Annotated in this window: 22 protein-coding genes; 12 read left to right on the forward strand and 10 right to left on the reverse strand. The window is 60.9% G+C overall.

Annotated features, from left to right (window positions below; all coding sequences use genetic code 11):
- Positions 1-22: 22 nt before the first annotated feature.
- The 3 genes from BLV09_RS35645 to BLV09_RS35655 form a co-directional block, all read right to left on the reverse strand.
- Positions 23-1,444, reverse strand: coding sequence for an ABC transporter substrate-binding protein (locus BLV09_RS35645; protein ID WP_167559006.1), 1,422 nt, complete (start codon positions 1,442-1,444; stop codon positions 23-25).
- A gap of 190 nt (positions 1,445-1,634) precedes the next feature.
- Positions 1,635-2,417: a Crp/Fnr family transcriptional regulator gene (locus BLV09_RS35650; RefSeq protein ID WP_100383156.1), complete on the reverse strand. Its 783-nt coding sequence runs from the start codon at positions 2,415-2,417 to the stop codon at positions 1,635-1,637.
- 113 nt (positions 2,418-2,530) lie between these two features.
- Positions 2,531-2,833, reverse strand: a complete 303-nt coding sequence (locus BLV09_RS35655) for a gamma-butyrobetaine hydroxylase-like domain-containing protein (protein ID WP_100383155.1) — start codon at positions 2,831-2,833, stop codon at positions 2,531-2,533.
- 311 nt (positions 2,834-3,144) lie between these two features.
- Between BLV09_RS35655 and BLV09_RS35660 the strand changes: the two genes are divergently transcribed.
- From BLV09_RS35660 to BLV09_RS35680, 5 genes are all read left to right on the forward strand, one after another.
- Positions 3,145-3,918 carry a ferredoxin--NADP reductase gene (locus BLV09_RS35660; protein ID WP_146690752.1) on the forward strand — a complete coding sequence of 258 codons (774 nt, stop codon included), beginning with the start codon at positions 3,145-3,147 and terminating at the stop codon, positions 3,916-3,918.
- Positions 3,919-4,084: 166 nt separating this feature from the next.
- A complete protein-coding gene (locus BLV09_RS35665; protein WP_146691450.1) occupies positions 4,085-5,827 on the forward strand; it encodes a fumarate reductase/succinate dehydrogenase flavoprotein subunit in 1,743 nt (580 codons plus the stop codon).
- Positions 5,828-5,862: 35 nt separating this feature from the next.
- Complete coding sequence (locus BLV09_RS35670; RefSeq protein ID WP_008141081.1) at positions 5,863-6,096, forward strand: 4Fe-4S dicluster domain-containing protein; 234 nt, start codon at positions 5,863-5,865, stop codon at positions 6,094-6,096.
- A gap of 2 nt (positions 6,097-6,098) precedes the next feature.
- On the forward strand, positions 6,099-7,076 hold the full coding sequence (locus BLV09_RS35675) for a HEAT repeat domain-containing protein (protein ID WP_146690753.1): 978 nt from the start codon (positions 6,099-6,101) through the stop codon (positions 7,074-7,076).
- Between the two features lie 171 nt (positions 7,077-7,247).
- The gene (locus BLV09_RS35680) at positions 7,248-8,441 is read left to right on the forward strand and encodes a pyridoxal-phosphate-dependent aminotransferase family protein (protein ID WP_146690754.1); all 1,194 of its coding nucleotides are present in this window, start codon (positions 7,248-7,250) and stop codon (positions 8,439-8,441) included.
- Positions 8,442-8,521: 80 nt separating this feature from the next.
- On the opposite strand, the gene kynU is transcribed toward BLV09_RS35680, so the two are convergent.
- Complete coding sequence (kynU, locus tag BLV09_RS35685) at positions 8,522-9,772, reverse strand: kynureninase (protein WP_146690755.1); 1,251 nt, start codon at positions 9,770-9,772, stop codon at positions 8,522-8,524.
- A gap of 224 nt (positions 9,773-9,996) precedes the next feature.
- On the opposite strand from kynU, the gene kynA reads away from it, so the two are divergent.
- The 4 genes from kynA (at position 9,997) to BLV09_RS35705 (ending at position 13,478) form a co-directional block, all read left to right on the forward strand.
- Positions 9,997-10,836, forward strand: a complete 840-nt coding sequence (kynA, locus tag BLV09_RS35690; protein WP_146690756.1) for a tryptophan 2,3-dioxygenase — start codon at positions 9,997-9,999, stop codon at positions 10,834-10,836.
- Complete coding sequence (gene kynB / locus BLV09_RS35695) at positions 10,836-11,456, forward strand: arylformamidase (protein WP_146690757.1); 621 nt, start codon at positions 10,836-10,838, stop codon at positions 11,454-11,456. The genes kynA and kynB overlap by 1 nt, the downstream gene beginning before the upstream one ends.
- A gap of 51 nt (positions 11,457-11,507) precedes the next feature.
- Positions 11,508-12,383 (forward strand): aldose 1-epimerase family protein, encoded by an 876-nt coding sequence (locus BLV09_RS35700; protein WP_146690758.1) that lies wholly within the window; start codon positions 11,508-11,510, stop codon positions 12,381-12,383.
- Positions 12,384-12,506: 123 nt separating this feature from the next.
- Entirely contained in the window at positions 12,507-13,478 is a 972-nt protein-coding gene (locus BLV09_RS35705; RefSeq protein WP_146690759.1) for a magnesium transporter CorA family protein, read from the forward strand.
- A 22-nt stretch (positions 13,479-13,500) separates the two neighbouring features.
- Here BLV09_RS35705 and BLV09_RS35710 read toward each other — a convergent pair whose 3' ends face one another.
- The 6 genes from BLV09_RS35710 to BLV09_RS35735 form a co-directional block, all read right to left on the reverse strand.
- On the reverse strand, positions 13,501-13,878 hold the full coding sequence (locus tag BLV09_RS35710; protein ID WP_100383146.1) for a carboxymuconolactone decarboxylase family protein: 378 nt from the start codon (positions 13,876-13,878) through the stop codon (positions 13,501-13,503).
- A gap of 52 nt (positions 13,879-13,930) precedes the next feature.
- Positions 13,931-14,902 (reverse strand): Bug family tripartite tricarboxylate transporter substrate binding protein, encoded by a 972-nt coding sequence (locus tag BLV09_RS35715; protein ID WP_146690760.1) that lies wholly within the window; start codon positions 14,900-14,902, stop codon positions 13,931-13,933.
- A 98-nt stretch (positions 14,903-15,000) separates the two neighbouring features.
- The gene (locus BLV09_RS35720) at positions 15,001-15,963 is read right to left on the reverse strand and encodes a Bug family tripartite tricarboxylate transporter substrate binding protein (protein WP_146690761.1); all 963 of its coding nucleotides are present in this window, start codon (positions 15,961-15,963) and stop codon (positions 15,001-15,003) included.
- Positions 15,964-16,114: 151 nt separating this feature from the next.
- The gene (locus tag BLV09_RS35725) at positions 16,115-17,110 is read right to left on the reverse strand and encodes an ABC transporter substrate-binding protein (RefSeq protein ID WP_146690762.1); all 996 of its coding nucleotides are present in this window, start codon (positions 17,108-17,110) and stop codon (positions 16,115-16,117) included.
- 27 nt (positions 17,111-17,137) lie between these two features.
- Positions 17,138-17,965, reverse strand: coding sequence for an ABC transporter ATP-binding protein (locus tag BLV09_RS35730; RefSeq protein WP_100383142.1), 828 nt, complete (start codon positions 17,963-17,965; stop codon positions 17,138-17,140).
- Positions 17,962-18,732 carry an ABC transporter permease gene (locus BLV09_RS35735; RefSeq protein ID WP_100383141.1) on the reverse strand — a complete coding sequence of 257 codons (771 nt, stop codon included), beginning with the start codon at positions 18,730-18,732 and terminating at the stop codon, positions 17,962-17,964. The genes BLV09_RS35730 and BLV09_RS35735 overlap by 4 nt, the downstream gene beginning before the upstream one ends.
- Before the next feature lie 99 nt (positions 18,733-18,831).
- Here BLV09_RS35735 and BLV09_RS35740 point away from each other — a divergent pair, with 99 nt between their 5' ends.
- Genes BLV09_RS35740 through BLV09_RS35750 form a run of 3 tightly spaced genes read left to right on the forward strand, consistent with a single transcriptional unit; the run spans position 18,832 to position 22,324 of the window.
- Complete coding sequence (locus BLV09_RS35740; protein WP_146690763.1) at positions 18,832-19,959, forward strand: mandelate racemase/muconate lactonizing enzyme family protein; 1,128 nt, start codon at positions 18,832-18,834, stop codon at positions 19,957-19,959.
- A 17-nt stretch (positions 19,960-19,976) separates the two neighbouring features.
- Positions 19,977-21,572: a GMC family oxidoreductase gene (locus BLV09_RS35745; RefSeq protein ID WP_146690764.1), complete on the forward strand. Its 1,596-nt coding sequence runs from the start codon at positions 19,977-19,979 to the stop codon at positions 21,570-21,572.
- A 29-nt stretch (positions 21,573-21,601) separates the two neighbouring features.
- Positions 21,602-22,324 carry a GntR family transcriptional regulator gene (locus BLV09_RS35750; RefSeq protein ID WP_100383138.1) on the forward strand — a complete coding sequence of 241 codons (723 nt, stop codon included), beginning with the start codon at positions 21,602-21,604 and terminating at the stop codon, positions 22,322-22,324.
- Positions 22,325-22,329 lie beyond the last annotated feature (5 nt).

A 22,329-nucleotide genomic window follows, 5' to 3' on the forward strand; every position in this document is an offset into this window, starting at 1 on the left:
TGCCTTACAAGCGCGGGGCTGCTCACGTCTTGCCTCCGCTCACGGCCGCTTTGACGGCATCATCAAATCCGAGGACCTTGCCGTTATTCTTGGCCGCATAGGCTTCGGCATCCTTCTTCAGCAGGAATGGTGCGATATCGCCGCCGCCCACCGCGAAGAACGCCTGATCGGCGAACAGCTTGATTCCGCGCGCGGTATCGAAGACGTAGGCGACGTCGATCTTCTTGCCCTTGGCCTTGAAATCGGCGTAGGCCCCGAGCGCGCACATCGCGCTGCTGAAGGGCAGGATCCCTTCATCATCGACCCATACTTCGCCCGACTTGCGCGGATCCGAGATCGGCTTCTTGCAGAATTTGTCTTCGCCGGAGATTTCGTAGTTCTTGGTGCTGGCAAGCTCGGCGTCATAGTCGAGCTTCATCTCGGCATAGGCCTTGCGGATGTAGGAATCATCGACCCATTTCTTCGGATCGAATTCCTTCATGCGCCCGAGGTTCTGCAGCACCTTGACGTCGGCCGCCGCAGCATCAATCAGCGGGGGCTTGATGGTCGGATCCAGCGTCATGTTGCCGCTCGGCCCGAGGAAGATGTAGACGACTTCCTTGTTGATCCCGGTCCATTCCTGAATCTTCTCGGCCGCAGCCTTCGGGTCGGCGCGCAGCCATTGGTTGGCGGCGATGACCGCCTTGATGTAGGCGACCACCACTTCGGGATATTTCTCGGCAAAATCCGTGCGGACGACGACGCCGTGCCAGGTCGGCACGTTCGTCTCGACGCCATCGAAGATTTTGCGGGCAAACCCACGGAACGGCAGCAGTTCCGCGAAGGGAACGAAGTCGGCATGCGCGTCGATCTTCTTTTCCTGCAGATTGGTCGAGCCGACCTCCGGCGTCTGGCTGACCAGCTGGAAGAAGTCCGAAGGGTAGCCGTGATCCTGCATCGCCTTCAGCACCATGCCATGCGCGGCAGAGCCGAAGGGAACGCTGACGAGCTTGCCCTTGAGGTCGGAGAGTTCGTAGTACGGCGAATCCTTGTTGACGACGATGCCGTTGCCCGAGCCCTGCAGGCTGTAGGCCGCCACCGCGATCAGCCGGCTCTTGCTGTCGGGATTATTTTCGAAGGTAAAGCCGTTCACGATCAGGGGATAATCGCCCATCATGCCGAACTGCAGCTTGTCCGCCATCATCGCATTGGTGACGGGAGGCCCGGACGTGAAATTCTGCCATTCGAGGTCGAACTTGATGTTGGCATATTTACCAGATGTCGGCAGGTACTTCTCCAGCAAATGCAATTGTCGGATCACCGTGCCTGTCGTCACCGTGTTCGTCGTGGTGTCCTGTGTGCCGATGCCGATGGTGACGGTTTCCGCTTTGGCCGGCTGCACAAGCATCAGGGCCAGAGTGGCAACTGACATCGCGATCGAGAGTGCGGGAACGTGGCGGACCATTCTCATCCTCATTCGGTTGGATGTTCTGCGGTTGCCATGATTGGTTGACGGGGCGCTTCGGGCAAACAGGGACTGGCGGTCATGGTGGATTAGTTGCCGGGAAAAGCCCGTTGCATAGTCGTTGGGCAGTTCTGCTGCACAAAGCCAATTGCGTGTGCATCGACTTTAATCCGAGGGCGTTTAGTTTCGTTTAGTCAGAGGATTGGCCCCGCATTTCCTCGAGCACGTCCGGCCGGCAGACCACGATCTGGGACCGTTTGGTCAGCACGATCTTCTTTTCCTGCATCCGCTTGAGGCTGATGGTGACCCACTGCCGGGTCGCGCCGACCATGTGAGCCAAATCGGCGTGGGTAAAAGCCGCGGCGATCACGACGCCATCGGGGTCCTCGACGCCGTAGAGATTCATCAGGTGCAGCAGCAGATGCGCCAGTCGCTGCGTGATCGATCGGGTTCCCAGCATTTGCGCCAAAGCGGAGTAGCATTTGCCTTTGAAAGTAAGCCCCTCGATCAACCCGATCGCAAGGTTTGGGATCTCGGTTGCGAGCGTCCGCAATTCCTTGCCGGGAAGCTGCACGACGCTGCAATTGCTGGAGGCAACGCCGGACCATTGATGGATCCCGCCGCCAAACACTTCGGGGCCGCCGACGAAGTTGCCGGCGCGCCAATACGCCAGCGTGATCTCGCGCCCGAGCGGCGAAGTGTAGAACACGCGGATTCGGCCGCTCTCGATCAGATAGATGCCGTCATGCTTGGCGCCCTGGCTGAACAGCGTCTGGCCACGGTTGAGAACTTTGCGGCGTCCTTGCTTCAGGACGATTTCCCGTTCCCGCGGCGTCAGCTTATCCATCAATGGCGGCGGGCCGCCGATCCATTGCTGGTTTTCGGTGAGAAGCAGCGACGAGCTTGCGGTCGACTTGGCAGAACCGGCCGTCGAAGGCGCGCCTCCGCGCGGCGCGTTAGATACCTGCAGCATTGCCGGCCTCCGGATCATTTAAACCTGATCTAAAAAGCAGCAATGTTCATGCCAGATCGCGGGCCTGGACCGCCTCCGGGCATCCCGTCTTGGTGCCGGAAAGCCCAATAAAATCAACTGTCGGCCAGACCCAATAGATAGACTTTGGGATAGATGCCGCGGTTGTGCCCGTCGGAGAAGGAGATGTTCAGGCCGTAGCCGAGATCGGCCACCTCCACGATGGCGATGCCTGGAAAGCCTGGGGCAAAGTGGCCGTCGAAGCGCGCACGCGTGCAATGCGCGCACTTGCAGGCGGCGCGAAGCGTTTCCGCGGTGAGCGTGATACGCCGCTCGTCGGATGTGGTCATCACGAGCGACGCCAGATCAGGACTTAGATCGCAATCGGTCACTGTCGGCGCAACCATCGCGGTCATCATCACGGCGTATCTCCTCTCAAAGAATATTTAGGGCGTCGCCGGTCGGTTGGATAGCAACTAATTGCCATCAGCATCGATCGAGCAGCAGTTTCACTCCAAAGTCTGCCGCACCACTTTTGCCCATCGCGCATCCTGCTAGAACTCACACTTCGCCGGACGCGAACCGTAACGCCACTTCGCGAAAATTAGAAACTAATCGACCGGGAATCGATGTTCAACGTTGCGCGTAATTTGTCTCTCGCCGAAACGTTCGATCACAGCGCATGCCATGCGCTTTTTTATGATCGAGCGAGCGGAAGGAGAGACGGACGATGAGCGCTTTTCAGAAGGAAACGGTTTTGTCGGTGAAACACTGGACCGATTCCCTGTTCAGCTTTACCGCGACGCGCGACCCCGGATTTCGCTTCCAGAATGGCCAATTCGCCATGATCGGGCTCGAGGTGGAAGGCCGGCCGCTGGTGCGCGCCTACAGCATGGCCAGCGCCAATCACGAGGAGGCGCTTGAGTTCTTCAGCATCAAGGTCGCCGACGGCCCGCTGACCTCGCGCCTGCAGAAAATCCGTGAAGGCGACACCATCCTGGTGGGCCGCAAGGCCACGGGCACGCTGATCACCGGAAACCTCATTCCCGGGAAGCGGCTGCTTTTGCTTTCGACCGGCACGGGCCTCGCGCCGTTTGCGAGCCTGATCAAGGACCCGGATGTCTACGAGAATTACGAAACCATCATTCTGGCACATGGTTGCCGGCAGGTTTCGGAACTCGCCTATGGCGAACGCCTCGTCGCGAGCCTTCGGCAGGACGAACTGTTCGGGCCAATGATCGAAGACAAGCTGATCTATTATCCGACCGTGACGCGCGAGCCATTCCGCAATCGCGGCCGCATCACCGACCTGATCGCATCGAACCAGTTGTTTGCCGAGATCGGGCTTTCGGGGCTGGATCTCGAAACCGACCGCGTCATGTTGTGCGGAAGCCCCGGCATGCTGGAGGAACTGCATTCGATATTCACCGGGCGTGGTTTCACCGAAGGCAACCACAGCGAGCCCGGCCACTTCGTCATCGAGAAGGCTTTTGTCGAGCGATGACGAATGTGGTTGCCTGTTTGTTGATCAAGCACCGGGTCTGATTTGGGCAAACCGATCAAACCTTGGCATTCCGCCTCCGGCGACAACTAATTGCTATCGCCGGACAGTCATCTGAACAAATCTACCATGACGGCGGCGAGTGCGCCGGCGAACCCAGGAAAGAATGATGGCCATGGATGAGATAGTCGGCGGATCCTCGGAAGTGTCGTGCGACGTGCTCGTGATCGGCGGTGGCACCGCTGGCCCGATGGCTGCGCTCAAGGCGAAGCTGAAAAATCCGAAGGCAAACGTCGTTCTCCTGGAGAAGGCGAACGTCAAGCGTTCCGGCGCCATCTCGATGGGCATGGACGGGCTGAACAACGCCGTCATTCCCGGCTACGCGACCCCTGAGCAGTACACCAAGGAAATCACGATCGCGAACGACGGCATCGTTGACCAGAAGGCGGTCTATAAATACGCGCAGAATTGCTACAAGATCATCGAGGAACTCGACAGCTTCGGCATTCGCTTTCTCAAGAACGAGAACGGCGATTACGCGGTCAAGAAGGTGCATCACATCGGCACCTACGTGCTGCCGATGCCGAACGGCGATACCGTGAAGAAGGCGATCTATCGCCAGCTTCGGCGGGCCCGGATCCTGATCTCGAACCGTTACATGGCGACGCGCTTGCTCACTTCGGATGACGGCCGCGTGGCCGGCGCGATCAGCGTCAACACCCGCACGGCGGAAATCCTGGTCATCAAGGCCAAGGCCGTCATTCTCTGCATGGGCGCGGCCGGACGTCTGGGCTTGCCGACCTCGGGATATATGTTCGGCACCTATGAAAACGCCGCCAATTCCGGCGACGGCTATGCGATGGCCTATCACGCCGGTGCGGCGCTGGCGAACCTCGAATGCTTCCAGATCAATCCGCTGATCAAGGATTACAACGGGCCGGCCTGCGCCTATGTCGCAGGACCTTTCGGTGCGTTTACGGCTAATAATGAGGGATCGCGGTTCATCGAATGCGATTACTGGTCGGGCCAGATGATGCTCGAATTCTACAACGAGTTGTTGTCCGGCAAGGGACCGGTGTTCCTTCAGCTCAAGCATCTGCACGAGAAGACGATCGAGGAGATCGAATCGACGCTGCACAAGGTCGAACGTCCGACGCGCGGGCTGTTCCAGAAGGGGCGGGGCACCGACTACCGGACGGAATCGATCGAGATGCACATCTCCGAGATCGGGTTCTGTTCCGGACACAGCGCCTCCGGCGTATTCGTCGACGATTTCGCGCGCACGACGGTACCTGGGCTTTATGCCGCCGGCGACATGGCCAGCGTGCCGCACAATTACATGCTGGGCGCGTTCACTAACGGCTCCGTCGCCGGCGCCGATGCGATGGAATTCGCTGATAACCACGACTTTGCGGATTTCGATGCCGCCGATGTCGCCAAAGAGCATGACCGCGTGATGGCGCCGACCCGGCGCGAGGACGGCATCCCGCCGAACCAGATCGAGTACAAGGCGCGCCGTCTGGTCAACGACTATCTGCAACCGCCGAAGGTGACGCGCAAGTTCGAACTGGGCCAGCGTCGTCTCGCCGAAGTTCGCGAGGATATGGAGCAGCACATGATCGCGCGCAATTCGCACGAATTGCTCCGCGCGCTCGAGACCCAGTCGATCCTGGACTGCGCCGACATGGCGGCGCACGCCTCGCTTTATCGCGAAGAGAGCCGCTGGGGCCTCTATCACCTTCGCACCGATTTTCCGGAGAAGGATAACGAGAACTGGTTCTGCCACACGCTTCTGAGCAAGAAGAACGGCAGGATGACCAGCGAGAAGCGCGACGTGCAGCCTTATGTCGTGCCGATCGCCGATGACGAAAAGGACCTCTACGACAAGCAACGCATCCGTGCCAGCGCCTGACATCGCTCGCGACCCCAGCAACAGGAGATCCTAAAATGCCGCTCGCCAGTTATCAGACGTCCGTGCCGGTCGTGGTCGATGATGCCAAATGCATCGCCGACAAGGGGTGTACCGTGTGTGTCGACGTGTGCCCGCTCGACGTACTTCGCATCAGCGACATGACCGGGAAGGCCTATATGGCCTACGACGAGTGCTGGTATTGCATGCCCTGCGAGGCCGATTGCCCGACCGGCGCCGTCACCGTCAACATTCCCTATCTCTTGAGGTAGCCATGTCGAGCCCGTTCGAATCCTACGACGATCTCGAGGACGCCGACGAGCGTCTGCAGGCGGCCGATCCGGGCGAGCGGCGCGTCGCGATCATCGCGCTTGGCCATTCCGGTGATCCGGCGGCGGTCGGGCATCTCAGCAATATGGTCTCCGACCCCGACGCTGGCGTGCGCCAGCAGGTCGCGATGGCGCTTGGGGAATTTGATGGTCCGGAGTCTGCGGCGTCGCTCGCGAAATTGCTGGTCGATCCGGAACGGATCGTCGCTTCCGCCGCCGCCAACAGCATGGCTGAATTGAAGGATCCGGCGTGCGCCGATGCGATCCTTCCGCTCGTCAAGCATGGGCATGCCTTCGTCCGCATGGGCGCTTTGCGTGCGCTTAAAGAGCTGAGGCGCAAGGATACGCTCAAACCCGCGCTGGAAGCCTTGCAGGATGGCGACGCGGCGGTGCGCGTGCAGGCGATCGGGGTGATCGGGTTTCTGAAGCTCGAAGAGTCGATTCCGGCGCTGACCGCCTCGACCGGTGACACCGACGCTCATGTCAGGCGAGCCGCCGTCAGCGCGCTCGCGTTTTCGCAGATGAAACCCGCGGCCGAGTCGATCACCCGCGCGCTGAAGGACGAGGACTGGATGGTCCGCGAGATGGCGGCCGAAACGCTCGGTCTCAACGCAAATGGGCTGGTCGCAACGGATCCGCTGATCGCGGCTTTGTCGGACGAATTCTGGCAGGTGCGGCTCAAGGCAATCCGAAGCCTCGGCAGGATGAAGGTCGATCGGGCGGTCCGGCCGATCGGTGGCTGCATCACCCACGAACAGGCTAATTTACGGAAGGAGGCGGCTGCGGCGTTGGGAGAAATAGCCGATCCCGCCGCGGAGCCCTTTCTCGCATTGGTCGCGAATGACCCCGATCCGGAAGTCAGGAAGAATTCGCGTTGGGCGCTGCAGCAGATCGCGGCCAGAAAGGCCAACGCCAAAGGCTGATTTCGCGCGTCAGGATTTGGCAGTCGGGCGAATGCCTAATTTCCCGTCGCCGATTACCATGAATTGATGACGGAACGCCCTGGCTTTCGAAAGGATGGACGCAACGGCCTTCCGTGAGGCATCGAACCCTCGTATCCTACCCGGATCGAAGCCGTGATTTCGGAGCAACGGATGTCATACCTGTCTGGCCGCCATTTCCTGCAAATACCTGGACCGAGCAATACCCCGCTGCCGATCCTTGCCGCGATCGCAAAGCCGACGATTGACCATCGTGGGCCGGAATTCGCGGAGCTTGGTCTCTCCGTGCTCGGCGGAATACGAACCATCTTCAAGACGGCCAAGCCGGTCGTGATCTATCCGACGTCGGGCACCGGCGCCTGGGAAGCCGCGCTGGTCAACACCTTATCCCCTGGTGACAAGGTGCTGATGTTCGAAACCGGCTGGTTTTCCACGCTCTGGGGCAAGATGACCAAGGCGCTCGGGATCGAGGCTGACATCATCAAGGGCGACTGGCGCAGTGGCGTCGACGCCAATTTGATCGCCGAAAAACTGCGCGCGGACAAGGCGCATGCCTATAAGGCCGTCGCCGTCGTGCACAACGAAACCTCGACTGGCGTGACGTCCAATATCGCGGCCGTCCGGCGCGCGATCGACGAGGCAGGTCATCCAGCGCTGTTGCTGGTCGACACCATCTCCTCGCTGGGATCGATCGACTACCGGCACGACGAATGGGGTGTCGATGTCACGGTCGGCGGCTCGCAGAAAGGCCTGATGCTTCCTCCGGGGCTATCGTTCAACGCCATCTCGGACAAGGCGCTCGCGGCGTCGAAAACCTCGAAACTGCCCAAATGCTTTCTCGGCTGGGACGACATGCTGGCGTCCAACGTCAACGGGTTCTTTCCTTACACGCCTTCAACCAATCTGCTGCAGGGCTTGAAGGTGGCGCTCGAGATGCTGCACGAGGAAGGCCTGGACCAGGTGTTCGCGCGTCACGACCGCGCGGCGATGGCGACGCGGCGCGCGGTTCAGCATTGGGGTTTCGACATCCAGTGCCGCAACGAGGCCGAATATTCGTCCTCGCTGACGGCGGTGCGTCTGCCGGAAGGTCATTCCGCCGATGCGCTGCGCCGCGAAATTCTCAACCGCGCCAATATGTCGTTGGGCAATGGACTGGGTCCGCTGGCCGACCGCGTGTTTCGCATCGGGCATCTCGGTGATTTCAACAATGTCTCGGTGCTGGGCGTGCTGTCCGGTGTCGAGATGGGTCTGAAGGCGAGGGGCATTCCGCACCGTGCGGGAGGTGTCGACGTTGCGATGGAAGCTCTCGCCGGCAACTCGCCGCCGGTAGCCCACGCGGCCGAATAAGAACGCGCAGGATTCGCCAGGAGGGTCGGCTGATCCAAGCCGACTTCCGGGGAGAGCCCGCTGGTCACGTCTGATAAAGCCTAGGTCACGGCCGAGCGCCGGCTATAGCGCGGGTCTCGCCACACTTCGGCGCGGACGCATGCGGCGAGTATCTCGGCCGCATCCCAGATATCCTGAAACCGGAGATAAAGCGGCGCAAAGCCAAAGCGCATGATATCGGGTGCGCGGAAATCGCCGATCACGCCGCGTTCGATCATCGCCTGCACCACCGCATAACCGTGTTCGAATGCGATCGCGACCTGGCTGCCGCGCAACGTGGGATCGCGTGGCGTCACGATCTCAAGATCCGGCAACAACGTGCTGACGCGGTTGATGAAAAGCGCCGTGAGCGCGAGGCTCTTGTGCCGCAACGCTGCCACGGTGACGCCTTCCAGCGCATCGAGCGCCGCATCGACCCCGCGCAGCGAAATGATCGGCTGGGTGCCGCAGAGGAAGCGTTTGATGCCGGCGTCGGGACGGAAGTCACGGTCGAAGTCGAAGGGGGCTGCATGTCCCCACCAGCCGGACAAGGGATGGCTGGCCGCGGCCTGGTGGCGTGAGGCCACGGAAATAAAGGCGGGCGATCCCGGACCGCCGTTCAGATATTTGTAGGTGCAGCCGACCGCGAAATCGATTGCGTCCGCGTCGAACGCAAACTCGATGACCCCGGCGGAATGGCAGAGATCCCACACCACAAGCGCGCCGGCCTTGTGAACCTGTTCGGTGATGGCAGCCACATCCATGAGAGCGCCGGTGCGATAATCGACATGCGACAGCACGACGACCGCGACCCGATCGTCCAGCAAGGCATCGAGCGGACCGTCCGCGCCGATCAGCCGCCGCTTCATCGGCCGGCCGGTGGATTTCATCGCGCCTTCGATAATATAGAGGTCGGTCGGAAACGATGCTGCCTCCGCGACGATCACGTCGCGATCAGATCTCAATCCTGATGCCGCGCAAACCGCCTTGTACAGATTGATCGATGTGGTGTCGCAAACAACGGTTTGCCCAGGCGCCGCGCCGATCAGCGCACCGATGCGATCGCCAAGCCGAAGCGGCATGTCAAACCATCCGGCGGTATTCCAGCTCTTGATGAGGTTTTGCCCCCATTCCTGTTCGATGGTGTAGCTGAACATGTCGACCGCGGCGCGGGGCAATGGCCCCAGCGAATTGCCGTCGAGATAGATCATGCCTTGTGGAAGCACGAAGCGATCGCGCAAGGCCGCAAGCGGATCGCTGGTGTCGCGGGCCGCGCATGCGTCGCGCGAAACGGCAGTGTCGAATGGCGTCATCTAGGCCTCACCAGGAATCCGCTGGAAGTTTAGCATAAGACACGTCGCTGGACTGGCAACGCGACCGTGCGTCTTGCAATTTGACTTCAAAATCGCATTCTTTTAGGCTTCAAGCAATCGGTAAGGCGCCGGCGGAAATCGCCTGCGTGATCCCGATGTTTGAACGTGATCTTTTTCGGAAAAACCGTTTCCACTTTTCCGGATCATGCCCGGGTGGACATCACATGAGCGAAAAGCCTGTCGATCCGCCATCGAGAGACGTCAAGGCAGGCCCGCGCGATGGCATGTCCTATTCGGATTATCTGGGGCTCGATCAGATTCTCAACGCGCAGCGGCCGCTCTCGTCGGCCCACGACGAGATGCTGTTCATCGTCCAGCATCAGACCTCCGAACTCTGGATGAAGCTCGCGATCCACGAACTGAACGCGACCTGCGCCCTGATCGCGGCGGATAATCTTCAACCTGCGTTCAAGACGCTATCGCGGGTATCCCGCATTCTTGAACAGTTGAATTCGGCCTGGGACGTGCTTCGCACCATGACGCCCAGCGAGTACACCAGCTTTCGCGCCGCGCTGGGAACGTCATCCGGCTTCCAGTCCTATCAATACCGTCTGATCGAATATCTCGTCGGCAACAAGAACGCCGCGATGATGGCGCCCCATGCCAATGACGAACCGGTGTTGCAGCGCCTCGAAGCGGTGCTGCAATCGCCAAGCCTTTACGATCTCACGATTCAGCTTCTGCACCGCCGTGGCTTTGATATCGATCGCGCCGTGATCGAGCGCGATGTCTCCGTGCCCCATGTGGCTGATGACAGCGTTCGGGCCGCGTGGCTGTCGGTCTATCGCGACCCGGCGCAGTTCTGGGAACTCTATGAGCTTGCTGAAAAGCTGGTGGATTTCGAAGACTACTTCCGCCGCTGGCGCTTCAACCATGTGACGACGGTGGAACGGATTATCGGATTCAAGCGCGGCACCGGTGGCACGTCGGGGATTTCCTATTTGCGCAGCATGCTGGATGTTGTGTTGTTTCCCGAGCTTTGGCAGGTGAGGACCGAACTGTGATGGCGCTGATCGATATCTCGCCGCCGCTTCGGGTCGGCATAGGCGTGTTTCCCGGCGACGCGCTGTTCCGTGCCCAGCCGACGTTCACGATCGGGCCCGGATGTCCCGTCAACGTCGCGGAAATTGCGATGTCGACCCATTGCGGTGCGCATGCTGACGCGCCGTTGCATTACGATCCCGATGGAGCCAGTATCGATGCACTCGACCTTGCCGATTTCATCGGACCGGCGAGGGTGATCGATGCACGGGGCAGCGGCGCTCTCTGTCAGTTCGATGAAATCGCCTCGGCCTTCGACGGCGCGCCGCCGCGCGTGCTGCTCAGATTGATGGACCGGATCGATCCGATGGTCTGGCCAACCGGATTTCGGGCGCTGGCTCCTGAGGCCGTGGAACATCTGGCCGCCCGTGGCGTTCGCCTGATTGGCGTCGATGTTCCCTCTGTGGATCCGGAGACGTCAAAGGACCTGCCTTCCCATATGGTTTGCCGCGCGCATGATCTCCGGATCATCGAGAATTTGGTGCTGTCGGACGTCACGCCGGGCGATTATGAACTGATCGCGCTTCCGCTCAAGCTCGCAGGGCTCGACGCCGCACCCCTGCGTGCGGTATTGCGACGGTAGCGCCCGGGGACGATCATCCACGGAGCCGTCCGGAACCAGCCTGGATGCGACATGAACGATGACAGCCATACGCTTCGCGGTGACGGGATTGCAGCGACCATCAAGGCGGATGGCGCCGAGCTAAGCTCGCTGAAAAACGCCGAGGGGCGCGAGCTGCTTTGGCAGGCCGGACCGCGATGGCCGCGCCATTCGCCGCTGTTGTTTCCGATCGTGGGCCGGCTGAAGAACGATGAGCTGCGGCATAACGGCAAGACCTATCCGATGACGCAGCATGGTTTTGCGCGCGACCTGCGGTTCGGCTGGATCGAGCGCGGCGCCAATTCCTGCACGCTGGTTCTAACCGACAGCGCTGAAACCCGCGCGCGCTACCCGTTCGCCTTTCGGCTCGCGGTCAGCTTCACCGTGGCGAAGTCCGATCTGGACGTGATCTTTGAAGTCACCAACACGGGCGATGAGATGTTGCCGGCGTCGATCGGCGCCCATCCGGCCTTCAACTGGCCGTTACGGCCTGATCTCGCCAAGGAAGCCTATGAGATTACATTCTCCAACGACGAGCCTGCGCCGATCCGCCGCTTGAAAGACGGTTTGATGCGGGCCGCGCCGGAGCCAAATCCCGTCAGCGAGAAAAAATTGGCGCTTTCGGAACGGTTGTTTGATGACGACGCGGTGATCTTCGATCGGCTTGCGAGCACATCGGTCCGCTACGCTGCCGATCGCGGTCCATCGATCGAGGTGTCCTGGGACGGATTTCAGGAGCTTGGCATCTGGTCGAAGCTCGGCGGCGCGCCGTTCCTCTGCATCGAGCCCTGGCGCGGCTTCGCCAGCCCGACGGCGTTTGATGGCGAATTCGCTCACAAGCCGGGGCTGATGCATATCGCTCCGGCCGAAACGCGGATTCTCAGATATCGCGTCGGTATCGGAGGCTGATAGCCTGTCGCTGGCTCCCGTCTCACGGTTCGGCTGACTTCCCATAGCTTTAAATGGCAGGTCATCGTACTGACGTCTTGATCCGATTTGTCATGTATTCGCTGTGAGCGGAGGCGCCTTTCCTTGTTGAAAATGTACCGTAGCCAGAGCGACGATTGGCGAAGCGCCGGCACCGAGCTTGCTCCTGAAATCATCTGGATCGATCTGTTAAATCCTTCGCCTGAAGAGAAGCAGTTCGCCGAGCGGATGGCCAACATACGGGTGCCGTCAGAGGATTCGTTAAGCGAGATCGAGGTGTCGAGCCGGCTGATCCGCGATCACAATCTGCTTTATCTCAGTTCGCCAGCGGTCAGGCTCGATGAGGAGGGCGAAGCCCACATCACGCCGATAGGTTTCATCATCGGACCGCGCGTCCTCGTTACCATCAGGTTTTCGCCGTTGCCGACCTTCGACAGCGTGGCGAACCGGATTGCTTCCGACGACAGTGAGAACGGAATGTGTGTCTTTACCAGCCTGCTTGAGGACATGGTTGATCGCGGTGCCGATGTGCTCGAGCACCTTGGCAAGACCACCGACGATCTGTCCAAAGCCGTGTTCAAGGGCGGGTTGGTCCGCGCCAAGCGTCCGGTCCGTTCCAGCCGGAGACTTCGCGAAGCGCTGTCGAATGTCGGCGTTCTCGCCGATCGGCTTGCCAAGGCCCGCGATGTTCTGCTGGGCGTCGGCCGGATCGCTTCCTTCGCCGGTGATGTCGGCGGCGAATGGATCACGCCACCTTCGAAGAAGCGTCTGGAAGCGGTTTCGAAGGATGTCTCATCCCTCAGCGATTACGAGACACGATTGTCGGACAAGATCCAGTTGCTGCTGGACGCCGTTCTCGGATTCATCAGCATCCAGCAGAATGATCTGTTCAAGATTCTCACCATCGTGTCCGTCGTCGGCGTGCCTCCGACGATTCTGGTCGGTGTCTGGGGCATGAATTTCAAGAACATGCCTGAGCTGAACTGGACCTTTGGCTATCCCCTGGCATGTCTTGCCGTCATTGCCAGCGGGCTGCTGCCATTGCTTTGGTTCAAGCGGCATGGCTGGTTTGACTGAGCACCTATCGTGACGTTGACGGTTACTCCTTCGGCGGGAAAAGCGTCGAGAGGATTTCGCCGGCGAGATTGAACGCCGCAACTCCGCGAAACAACGCTGCGATACCGGCCGAGGCATGCAACTCTTCCAGCGTGGCGCCGGCCTTGATCGCGGCGCGCGCGTGGTTGGCCGCCGCCTCCGACGTCTGCACCAGCAGGATGGCAAAGGACATCAGCTGAACCGTTTTCTGGTCCAGCGCCGATGGCGTTAGCGCCGCGATCCGCCAGTCTTCCAGCGCGGCGACGAGGTTCGGGTCGACCTGCATTCCCAGTTTCAGGCGCTTTGCGATCTTGGGCGGGGTGAAGCCGATCATGTCGGTGTAGCGGCCTTCAAGGTCGCTGAGCGTTGGCTTTTGGGTCATGGGAGAAGTCCATTTGTGCTGAATGAAACGGGATCAGGTCGTTGCATCGAGGTTATTGCATCACGGTGCCGGAATCCCTGACGACCTTTCCCCACTTCTCGGTCTCCGTATGCAGGAATGTGCCGAACTCTTCGCCGAATAACGATCCCGGCTCAGCCCCGACATCGCTGAGTTTGTGGACGGTATCCGGGTCGCTCAACACCTCCTTCACAGCGTCAGTCAATTTCTTCACGACCGCCGGTGGCGTCTTGGCGGGCGCCACCAGCCCGAACCATGATGTGGCCTCAAAACCGGCAACGCCGGCTTCTTCCATCGTCGGCAATTCCGGAAACAACGGCGATCGCACATGGCCGGCGACGGCGAGGGCGCGCAAGGAGCCCGCAAGCGCCTGCGGCCGAACCGCCGGCATATTGTCGAACAGGATCGGGATCTGTCCGCCGACAAGGTCGTTCATCGCGGGCGCGGCCCCCCGATAGGGCACATGCACGATGTTGATGTCCGCAAGGCTCTTGAACAATTCGCCGGCCAGATGATTGGTCGAGCCATAGCCCGAGGAGCCGAAGTTCAGCGTGCCGGGAGAGGCTTTGGCGAGTGCGACGAGTTCGGCGACCGATTTTGCCTTCACGATCGGATTAACCGTGAGCACGATCTGCACGGACGCGACCAGTGCGACCGGCGCGAAATCGGCGGCGGGATCGAACGTCAAATGCGGATAGAGCGACTGGTTGACGGCCAGCGGCCCCGGCGCCGTCAGCAGCAAGGTATATCCATCGGGTGCCGATCGCGCGACGAATTCCGCGCCGATATTGCCGCCCGCGCCGGCGCGATTGTCGACGATGACCGATTGTCCCACCACCTCCGACAGTCGCATGCCGAGAAAGCGTGCCACCACGTCGTTTGATCCGCCGGCCGGAAAGGGAACGACGATGTGAATGGGACGATCGGGGTAGGAGTCGGCCGAAGCGGCGCCACCCCAGAGCAGCGAAGCGAGGAAGGCCACCAGCACTGTCAATCGAGAACGCATACGTTTCCTCACATCATCGCTTTTTGGTATCACAAATTTCCAGCGTTGCGCGCTCCCGGCGCGCATACCACGGCCGCGCAACTGGCGTCGTCGAGCGGTCAATTCACCACGATCTTGTTGTCGGTGATCACCTTCTGCCACTTGGCGCGCTCATCGACCAGCAGCCGGGAAAATTCCTCCGGCGTGCTCTGTCGAACTTCAAGGCCCATGCTTTTGAAGGTGTCCGCAAGTCGAGGATCGGCGAGGGCGGCGTGAATGGCCGCGTTCAGCTTCGCGACGATTTCCGGCGGCGTCTTCGGTGGTGCAAGAACGCCCCACCATGAGGTTGCTTCGAACGCCGGCAGGCCTGACTCGGCGACGGTCGGAATCTCGGGCGCCACCGACGTGCGCTGGCTGGATGTGACCGCGACCGCCTTCAGCCGGCCGCCCTGCACCTGGGCAAGCGATGATGGCAACTGGTCGAACATCAAATCGACCTGTCCGGCCATTAGATCATTCAGAGCGGGACCGCTGCCCTTATAGGGCACGTCAACCCAGGTCACGTGCGCCATGCTCTTGAACATGGCGGCGTTAAGAAGATGCATCGTTGCACCCGTGGCGACGTTCAATTTGCCCGGAGCCGCCTTCGCACGCGCAATCACATCGCCAACCGACTTGGCGTCGAAATTCGGGCTCGAGACCAGAATGTTCGGCGACTGCGCCACCAGCGAAACCGGCTGAAAATCGGCGACGGGGTCGTATTGGATGTCCTTGTAGAGCAGGGGATTGATGACATGGGTGCTGGTCGTGCCCAGCACGATCGTGTATCCATCCGGCGCCGCGCGCGAGACCGTCGCCGAGCCGATCGCGCCGTCAGCGCCGCCCTTGTTCTCGATGATGATCGCTTGCCCCAGCACCGGCGACATATACTTCGTCAGCACCCGCGCGATCAGATCGGTCGATCCGCCGACGGCATAGGCAACGACGATGGTGACCGGGCGCGTCGGATAGGATGTCTCCGCCGCTGACGGGATCGCGCTTAAAGCGACGAACAGGGCGGCATGCGCTGCGGCTTTGAACATCGTTCCCCCCGGTGTCCTGTGATCTTATCTGATCTTGGAGGGCAACGATATCGGGCGCTTTGCCGAGGCGCCAGTCAGGGCATTGCTCTTTTGCAGGCCTGGGGACTCCGTGATAGCGACGCAGCGTAGCTGCCGTTCGCACCACGCGGGATCAGGTGATGGTCTTGAGATAGAGGCTTGGGTCGAAATATTTGCTCGCGGGCGTGAAGTCCTTGATGCCGGCATTCGCCATGAAGAAGTCGGTCGATTGCTGCAGCCAGTTGGTCACGGTGCCGTCGGAGTAAAGCCGCTTCCAGTCGCGCGAGCCGAACATCTTCTGCGCCTTGAACTGCTCGTTGATGTCACTTAGCGGGGTCTGGCTGTAATGGGCTTTCTGCAGCGACTCCATCGCTTCCTTGCTGTTCTCGATGATGTAATCATTGGCTTCCGCCCATCCCTTGATCAGCTTGCTGAGGGTTTCCTTGTTGGGCTCGTAATAGTCGTTGGCCGCGGCCCAGCCGCCGATAATCGCAGCCTGCGGATAATAGGCCGACGCATCCGCCAGCTTGACGGCGCCGGGAACCTTCTCGCGCACGGTGACATTGAACGGCACCCAGAGCGCCACGGCAGGAACCGCTCCCGAGATGAATGAGGTCACAGCGGCCGGCATGGTCTGATTGAGAAGTTCGACGTCCTTGGGATCGATCTTGTTGGCGCGCAACGCCTTGTCGAGGAAGACATGCGCGGTGGTGCCGGTCGCGGTCGCGATGCGTTTGCCCTTCAGATCCGCGAACGATTTGATGCCCTGGTCGGCCCGTACCCAGAGCTGGGCGGTCGCGACCTCGATGTCGTTGATCAGGAACACCTTGCCTTGCCCGCGCGCCGGGAAATTCGAGAGCACGGCGCCGGTGGCAAGCACATCGAGGCTGCCGCCGATCAGCGCCTGAAAGATTTCGAGACCGGTATTGAATTGACGCAGTTCGAGATCGAGCCCTTGTTTATCAAAAAAACCGCGATCCATCCCGGTCCAGATCTGGCCGTCGACGGCAACGGTGTGGAGATAGCCGGCACGGACCTTGGTCTTGGCCTGCGCGATCGCAGGAGCCGAAGCTGCAAATCCACCGAGCGCGATACCGGCTGTACTTGTCAGAAATTGCCGTCGATCCATGGCTTGTTCCTCCGGTTGGTCTTTTGGTTATTCCGAAAATGACACGGGGCGCATCTGCGCCTGCTGCGCGCGATATTCGCTCATCACGAGTTCGCGGATATGGCTTCGCAATTCGCCGAACTCGGGTTTTTCCTGCAGTGATTCATCGCGCGGATAGGCAAAGGGCACGTCGATGATCTGCTTGATCCTGGCCGGGCGGGCCGTCACCACCACGATGCGGGAAGCGAGATAGATGGCTTCCTCGACCGAATGCGTGATCAGCATGACGGTCTTGCCCTCACTCGCCAGCACGCCCAGCAGCAGGTTCTGCATGTTCGCCCGCGTCTGGGCGTCGAGCGCGCCGAACGGTTCGTCCATCAGCAGGAATTGTGGTTTTACGGCATAGGCCCGCGCGATGGCGAGCCGCTGCCGCATCCCGCCGGACAAATGCTTTGGATGGGAATTGGCGAAATCCGAAAGGCCCATGAGGTCGAGATAATGGTCGCAGATCTGCTCGCGTTCCGAAGCCGCGACATGATTCGCTTTGAGCTGCAGCCCGAAGGCGATGTTCTGCTTGACCGTCAGCCACGGGAACACACCATATTCCTGAAAGATGACGCCACGTTCGGGGCCCGGTCCTTTCACGGGACTGCCATCGAACAACACCTTGCCCGTCGTCGGCTTCTGAAAGCCGGCCAGCATGCTCATCATCGTGGTCTTGCCGCAGCCGGATGGGCCGATTACGGCGATGAAGTCGCCATCGTTGATGTCGTAGGTGACATCCTCGACCACCTTGAGCGGCCCCTTCGGCGTGCCGAAGGTGAGCGACACATGATCGAACTGCACGCGTTTGACGCTTTTGGCCGTGGTGTTCATGCGATGGCCCGTTCTTGCCACGCCAGCAGGCGGGCGCTGATCTTCCGCAGGATCAGGTCCATGATCAAGGCAATGACGCCAATGCAGATGATGCCGACATAGATGACATCGAGCAGGAAATAGGTCGAGGCGTTCTGGATCATGGCGCCCAGTCCGCGCTGCGCGGCGATCAGTTCGGACGCAACCAGCGTCGCCCAGGCCACGCCCAGCGCCACGCGCAGCGCCGTGAGGATATGCGGCACGGTGAGCGGAATGATGACTTTGCGAAAGATCTCGAACTCGCCGGCGCCGAGCGTTTGCGCGACACGGATATAAAGCGGCGTGATCTGCGATACGCCCTCATACATCACGATCACGCCGGAGAAAAACGAGGCATAGAACAGGATGACGAGCTTGGCGACTTCATCAACCCCGAAATAGACGATCACGAGCGGGATCAGCGCGATCGGAGGCAGCGCGCGAAAGAAATTGATCATGGGGTCGGCGAAGGTGCGCGCCGACCGGTACCAGCCGAGCAGGAAGCCGACGGGAACGGCGGCGAAGATGCCGAGCGTTACGCCCAAGAAAACCCGCCGCGTCGAGGCATAGATATCGATCAGCAGGCCTTCATGCAGCAGCAGTTCGACGAATTTGGCCGCGACCTGGTGCGGCGCCGGGATCAACGATTCGTTGACCAGACCGCTCCAGCGCACGCCATACCATAGCGCCACCGCGCCGACCCAGGGCGCCAGCCCCAATAAAAAGCGTCTCGCGACACTTCCGTTCATTATGCACTTCCGACTGTAATTACGGTTGAACCGGACAAGGTCATATTATAGATAGGATGACCATACAAGAGGCGCCGCACGGTGCTTTCGGATGAGATCATGACATCGCAACCCTTTACCATCAGCAGCGTCGAGGCCTTTTGCTACCGCTATCCGCTGTCGACGCCGGTGGTCACGTCGTTCGGACGGATGCTGAACCGGCCGGCGGTGTTTGTTCGTGTCGAAGACGAAGACGGCCATGTCGGCTGGGGCGAAGTCTGGGCCAACTTCCCGTCGACCGGCGCCGAACACCGCGCCCGGCTCGTCAATGAAGTGCTCGCGCCCGCGATATGCGGACGCGCCTTTAACGCGCCCGCGGAAATCTTCGACGCGGTGACGCAGGGCACCTCCGTGATCGCGCTGCAATCCGGTGAGCCCGGTCCTTTCGCGCAGACGATCGCAGGCGTCGATCTCGCAGTTTGGGATCTCTACGCGCGCCGTCGCGGGACGGCACTGTGGAAGCTGCTCGGCGGCAACGGTAATCGAATCAAAGTCTACGCCAGCGGCATCAATCCGACCGATTCGGGGCAAATGGCCGAGGCGGCGTTGAGCCGGGGACATCGCGGGCTGAAATTGAAAATCGGTTTCGACCCCGCGGCCGATCGCGCCAATCTGGCGTCGCTTCGCGCGCTCGTCGGCGGTGGCATGCTGGCCGCGGACGTCAATCAGGGCTGGTCGATCGAGCACGCGCTGGAGCTCGCGCCGGCGCTCTCCGAGTTCAATCTCAGCTGGCTGGAAGAGCCACTTCGCGCTGACCGGCCGTGGCAGGAATGGCAAGCATTGCGCCAGCGCGTCGACGTGCCGCTTGCGGCGGGCGAGAATATCGCAAGCCATGCGGGCTTTGCGCAGGTGCTGGGCGATGACGTGCTGTCGGTGGTCCAGCCCGACATCGCCAAATGGGGTGGGCTAACCGCCTGCGCTGCGATCGCGCGCGACATCCTGACATCCGGCAAGACGTTCTGCCCGCATTATCTCGGCGGCGGCATCGGCCTGCTGGCATCAGCACATTTACTCGCCGGCGTCGGTGGCAATGGCTTGCTGGAGGTCGATGCCAACGACAATCCGTTGCGCGATCGGTTTTGCGGTCCGATCGCCAACATCAGCGACGGCGCGGTGACGCTGAACGACGATCCCGGTCTCGGCATCGAGCCGGATCTTGCTTCGATTCAACAATACCGGACGGCCTGATCCGGCGGGACATGCACATGGCTGCGCAAGGTTATGACTACATCATCGTCGGCGCAGGCTCCGCCGGCTGCATCGTGGCGAACCGGCTGTCGGCCGACCCGTCATGCCGCGTGCTGTTGCTGGAAGCCGGGGGGGCGGATCGCAATTTCTGGCTGAAGCTCCCGGTCGGCTACTACCGGACGATCTATAACGAGCGCTTCTCGCGCCTTTTCACAACAGAGCCGAGTGAAGGCTCCGGCGGGCGCGCAATCGTCTGGCCGCGCGGTCGTGTCGTCGGCGGATCGTCGTCGATCAACGGTTTGATTTTCATCCGCGGGCAGCATGAGGATTTCGACGACTGGGAGCGCCTGGGCGCAAAGGGGTGGAGTTACCGCGACCTGCTGCCGTACTTCCGCCGCTACGAACGCTATCAAGGCGGCGAGAGCCAGTATCACGGCGGCCTCGGCGAATTCGAGGTGTCCGATCTGCGCACCGGTAATCGCGCTTCGGCGGCGTGGGTGGATGCCGGCGTCGAATTTGGATTGCCGCGCAACCCGGATTTCAATGGCGAGACGACGCTCGGCGTCGGCGCCTATCAGCTCGGCATTGGGCGGCACTGGCGCAGTAGCTCGGCATCGGCGTTTTTACGTCCGGTCGCGCATCGATCGAACCTGACCGTGATCACCCATGCACAGGTCAGCAAGGTGACGTTCCGGGGGAATGTTGCGAGCGGCGTGGAATGGATCAGCAAAGGGCAGACGTTCAACGCGGCGGCCGATCGTGAAGTCATCCTGTCGGGGGGCGCGCTGCAGTCGCCGCAACTGCTGCAACTCTCGGGCATCGGTGCTTCCGACCTGTTGCGCGGACTGGGTATTCCCGTGATCGCGGACGCGCCCGAGGTCGGCGGCAACTTGCAGGATCATTATCAGGCTCGGACCATCGTTCGCCTGAAGGAGAAGATATCGCTCAACGATCAGGTCCGTAATCCCATCGAACTCGCGAAAATGGGCCTGCAATGGATGCTTGCCGGCAGCGGCCCTTTGACCGCGGGAGCAGGGCAGGTCGGCGGCGCGGCCTGCACGGAATATGCAGTCGGCGGCCGGCCCGATATCCAGTTTAACGTGATGCCGTTGTCGGTCGACAAGCCCGGCGCTCCCTTGCACAGCTATTCCGGATTCACCGCGTCGGTCTGGCAATGCCACGGGAAATCGCGCGGACGGCTGGCGATCCGTTCGACCGATCCCTTCGAGCAGCCGCGCATCGAGCCGAATTATTTTGCCGAGGACATCGACCGCAAGACCATGGTCGCCGGCTTGAAAATGCTTCGCGACATCTATCAACAGAAATCGTTTCGCGGACTCTGGGACATCGAGATGGTCCCGGGCGAGGCCGTCAACACTCCGGCCGGCCTATGGGACTTCGCGCGGAACACCGGCGGCACGGTGTTTCACTGCGTCGGCACCTGCCGGATGGGCAGTGACGAGCAGTCCGTGCTCGATTCGCAATTGCGCGTGCGCGGCGTCGAGAGGCTGCGCGTGATCGATGCGTCCGTCATGCCGCAGATCACCTCGGCCAATACCAATGCGACCAGCCTGATGATCGGGGAAAGAGGCGCCGCCCTTGTCATGTCGTGACGGAATTTTTCTGAACCGGAGGACGTGAGATGGATCTGATCTCCGACAGTCACGTTCCGAAATACGCCCAGATTGCCGATATTTTTCGGCAACGGATCGCGCGCGGCATCTGGGCGCAAGGCTTGCGCCTGCCGGCAAATGAACTGCTGGCGGCCGAATTCGGCGTTTCCCGCGTCACCATTCGCCAGGCGGTCGATCTTCTGTCACGCGACGGCGTCGTCGAGGCCCAGCAGGGCCGCGGCACGTTCGTCACCGGCACCGTAAAGCGCGATCGTTGGCTCAAGGTCGAAACCACACTGGCCGATCTCGCCGAGGTCTATCGCGACACCTCACCGGAGATCATCAACATCTCGGAGAGCCGCACCGATGCGCCATTGACGCCTGAGGATGGAAAGCCCGCGGCGAAATACGTCTTCATGCGCCGCGTCCATTCGCGCAACAAGCGGCCTTATTGCGTGATCTCGATCTATCTCGATGAAAAGATCTTTCGCAGATCACCCAAGCGCTTCCGCAACGAGACGGTGATTCCCATTCTCCACGATCTGCGTGATCCCGCCATCGCGAGCGCGCGGCAGACACTGACGATCGGCACGGCGGATCTGGAGGTGGCAAAATTGTTGCAGGTTCCGCTGAATTCACCGGTCGCCGAGGTACGGCGCGTTTTCACAGCGGCCGACCGGACCGTCATCTATCTCGGTGAAGTCACCTATCGCGGCGATTTTGTGCGGATCGACATGGATCTGCGGCCGTAACCTCA

The sequence above is a fragment of the Bradyrhizobium canariense genome, from assembly GCF_900105125.1.
In the GTDB taxonomy this organism is placed as follows: Bacteria; Pseudomonadota; Alphaproteobacteria; order Rhizobiales; family Xanthobacteraceae; genus Bradyrhizobium; species Bradyrhizobium canariense_A.

Excerpts from the sequence above, each read along its gene's own strand:
- BLV09_RS35710 (WP_100383146.1), bottom strand. The coding sequence starts at position 13,878 with ATGACCCAAAAGCCAACGCTCAGCGACCTTGAAGGCCGCTACACCGAC.
- BLV09_RS35680 (WP_146690754.1), top strand. The coding sequence starts at position 7,248 with ATGTCATACCTGTCTGGCCGCCATTTCCTGCAAATACCTGGACCGAGC.
- BLV09_RS35665 (WP_146691450.1), top strand. The coding sequence starts at position 4,085 with ATGGCCATGGATGAGATAGTCGGCGGATCCTCGGAAGTGTCGTGCGAC.
- BLV09_RS35740 (WP_146690763.1), top strand. The coding sequence starts at position 18,832 with ATGACATCGCAACCCTTTACCATCAGCAGCGTCGAGGCCTTTTGCTAC.
- BLV09_RS35730 (WP_100383142.1), bottom strand. The coding sequence starts at position 17,965 with ATGAACACCACGGCCAAAAGCGTCAAACGCGTGCAGTTCGATCATGTG.
- kynB (WP_146690757.1), top strand. The coding sequence starts at position 10,836 with ATGGCGCTGATCGATATCTCGCCGCCGCTTCGGGTCGGCATAGGCGTG.
- BLV09_RS35735 (WP_100383141.1), bottom strand. The coding sequence starts at position 18,732 with ATGAACGGAAGTGTCGCGAGACGCTTTTTATTGGGGCTGGCGCCCTGG.
- BLV09_RS35720 (WP_146690761.1), bottom strand. The coding sequence starts at position 15,963 with ATGTTCAAAGCCGCAGCGCATGCCGCCCTGTTCGTCGCTTTAAGCGCG.
- BLV09_RS35750 (WP_100383138.1), top strand. The coding sequence starts at position 21,602 with ATGGATCTGATCTCCGACAGTCACGTTCCGAAATACGCCCAGATTGCC.
- kynU (WP_146690755.1), bottom strand. The coding sequence starts at position 9,772 with ATGACGCCATTCGACACTGCCGTTTCGCGCGACGCATGCGCGGCCCGC.
- BLV09_RS35650 (WP_100383156.1), bottom strand. The coding sequence starts at position 2,417 with ATGCTGCAGGTATCTAACGCGCCGCGCGGAGGCGCGCCTTCGACGGCC.
- BLV09_RS35715 (WP_146690760.1), bottom strand. The coding sequence starts at position 14,902 with ATGCGTTCTCGATTGACAGTGCTGGTGGCCTTCCTCGCTTCGCTGCTC.
- BLV09_RS35655 (WP_100383155.1), bottom strand. The coding sequence starts at position 2,833 with ATGATGACCGCGATGGTTGCGCCGACAGTGACCGATTGCGATCTAAGT.
- BLV09_RS35670 (WP_008141081.1), top strand. The coding sequence starts at position 5,863 with ATGCCGCTCGCCAGTTATCAGACGTCCGTGCCGGTCGTGGTCGATGAT.
- BLV09_RS35725 (WP_146690762.1), bottom strand. The coding sequence starts at position 17,110 with ATGGATCGACGGCAATTTCTGACAAGTACAGCCGGTATCGCGCTCGGT.
- BLV09_RS35745 (WP_146690764.1), top strand. The coding sequence starts at position 19,977 with ATGGCTGCGCAAGGTTATGACTACATCATCGTCGGCGCAGGCTCCGCC.
- BLV09_RS35660 (WP_146690752.1), top strand. The coding sequence starts at position 3,145 with ATGAGCGCTTTTCAGAAGGAAACGGTTTTGTCGGTGAAACACTGGACC.
- kynA (WP_146690756.1), top strand. The coding sequence starts at position 9,997 with ATGAGCGAAAAGCCTGTCGATCCGCCATCGAGAGACGTCAAGGCAGGC.
- BLV09_RS35645 (WP_167559006.1), bottom strand. The coding sequence starts at position 1,444 with ATGGTCCGCCACGTTCCCGCACTCTCGATCGCGATGTCAGTTGCCACT.
- BLV09_RS35700 (WP_146690758.1), top strand. The coding sequence starts at position 11,508 with ATGAACGATGACAGCCATACGCTTCGCGGTGACGGGATTGCAGCGACC.
- BLV09_RS35675 (WP_146690753.1), top strand. The coding sequence starts at position 6,099 with ATGTCGAGCCCGTTCGAATCCTACGACGATCTCGAGGACGCCGACGAG.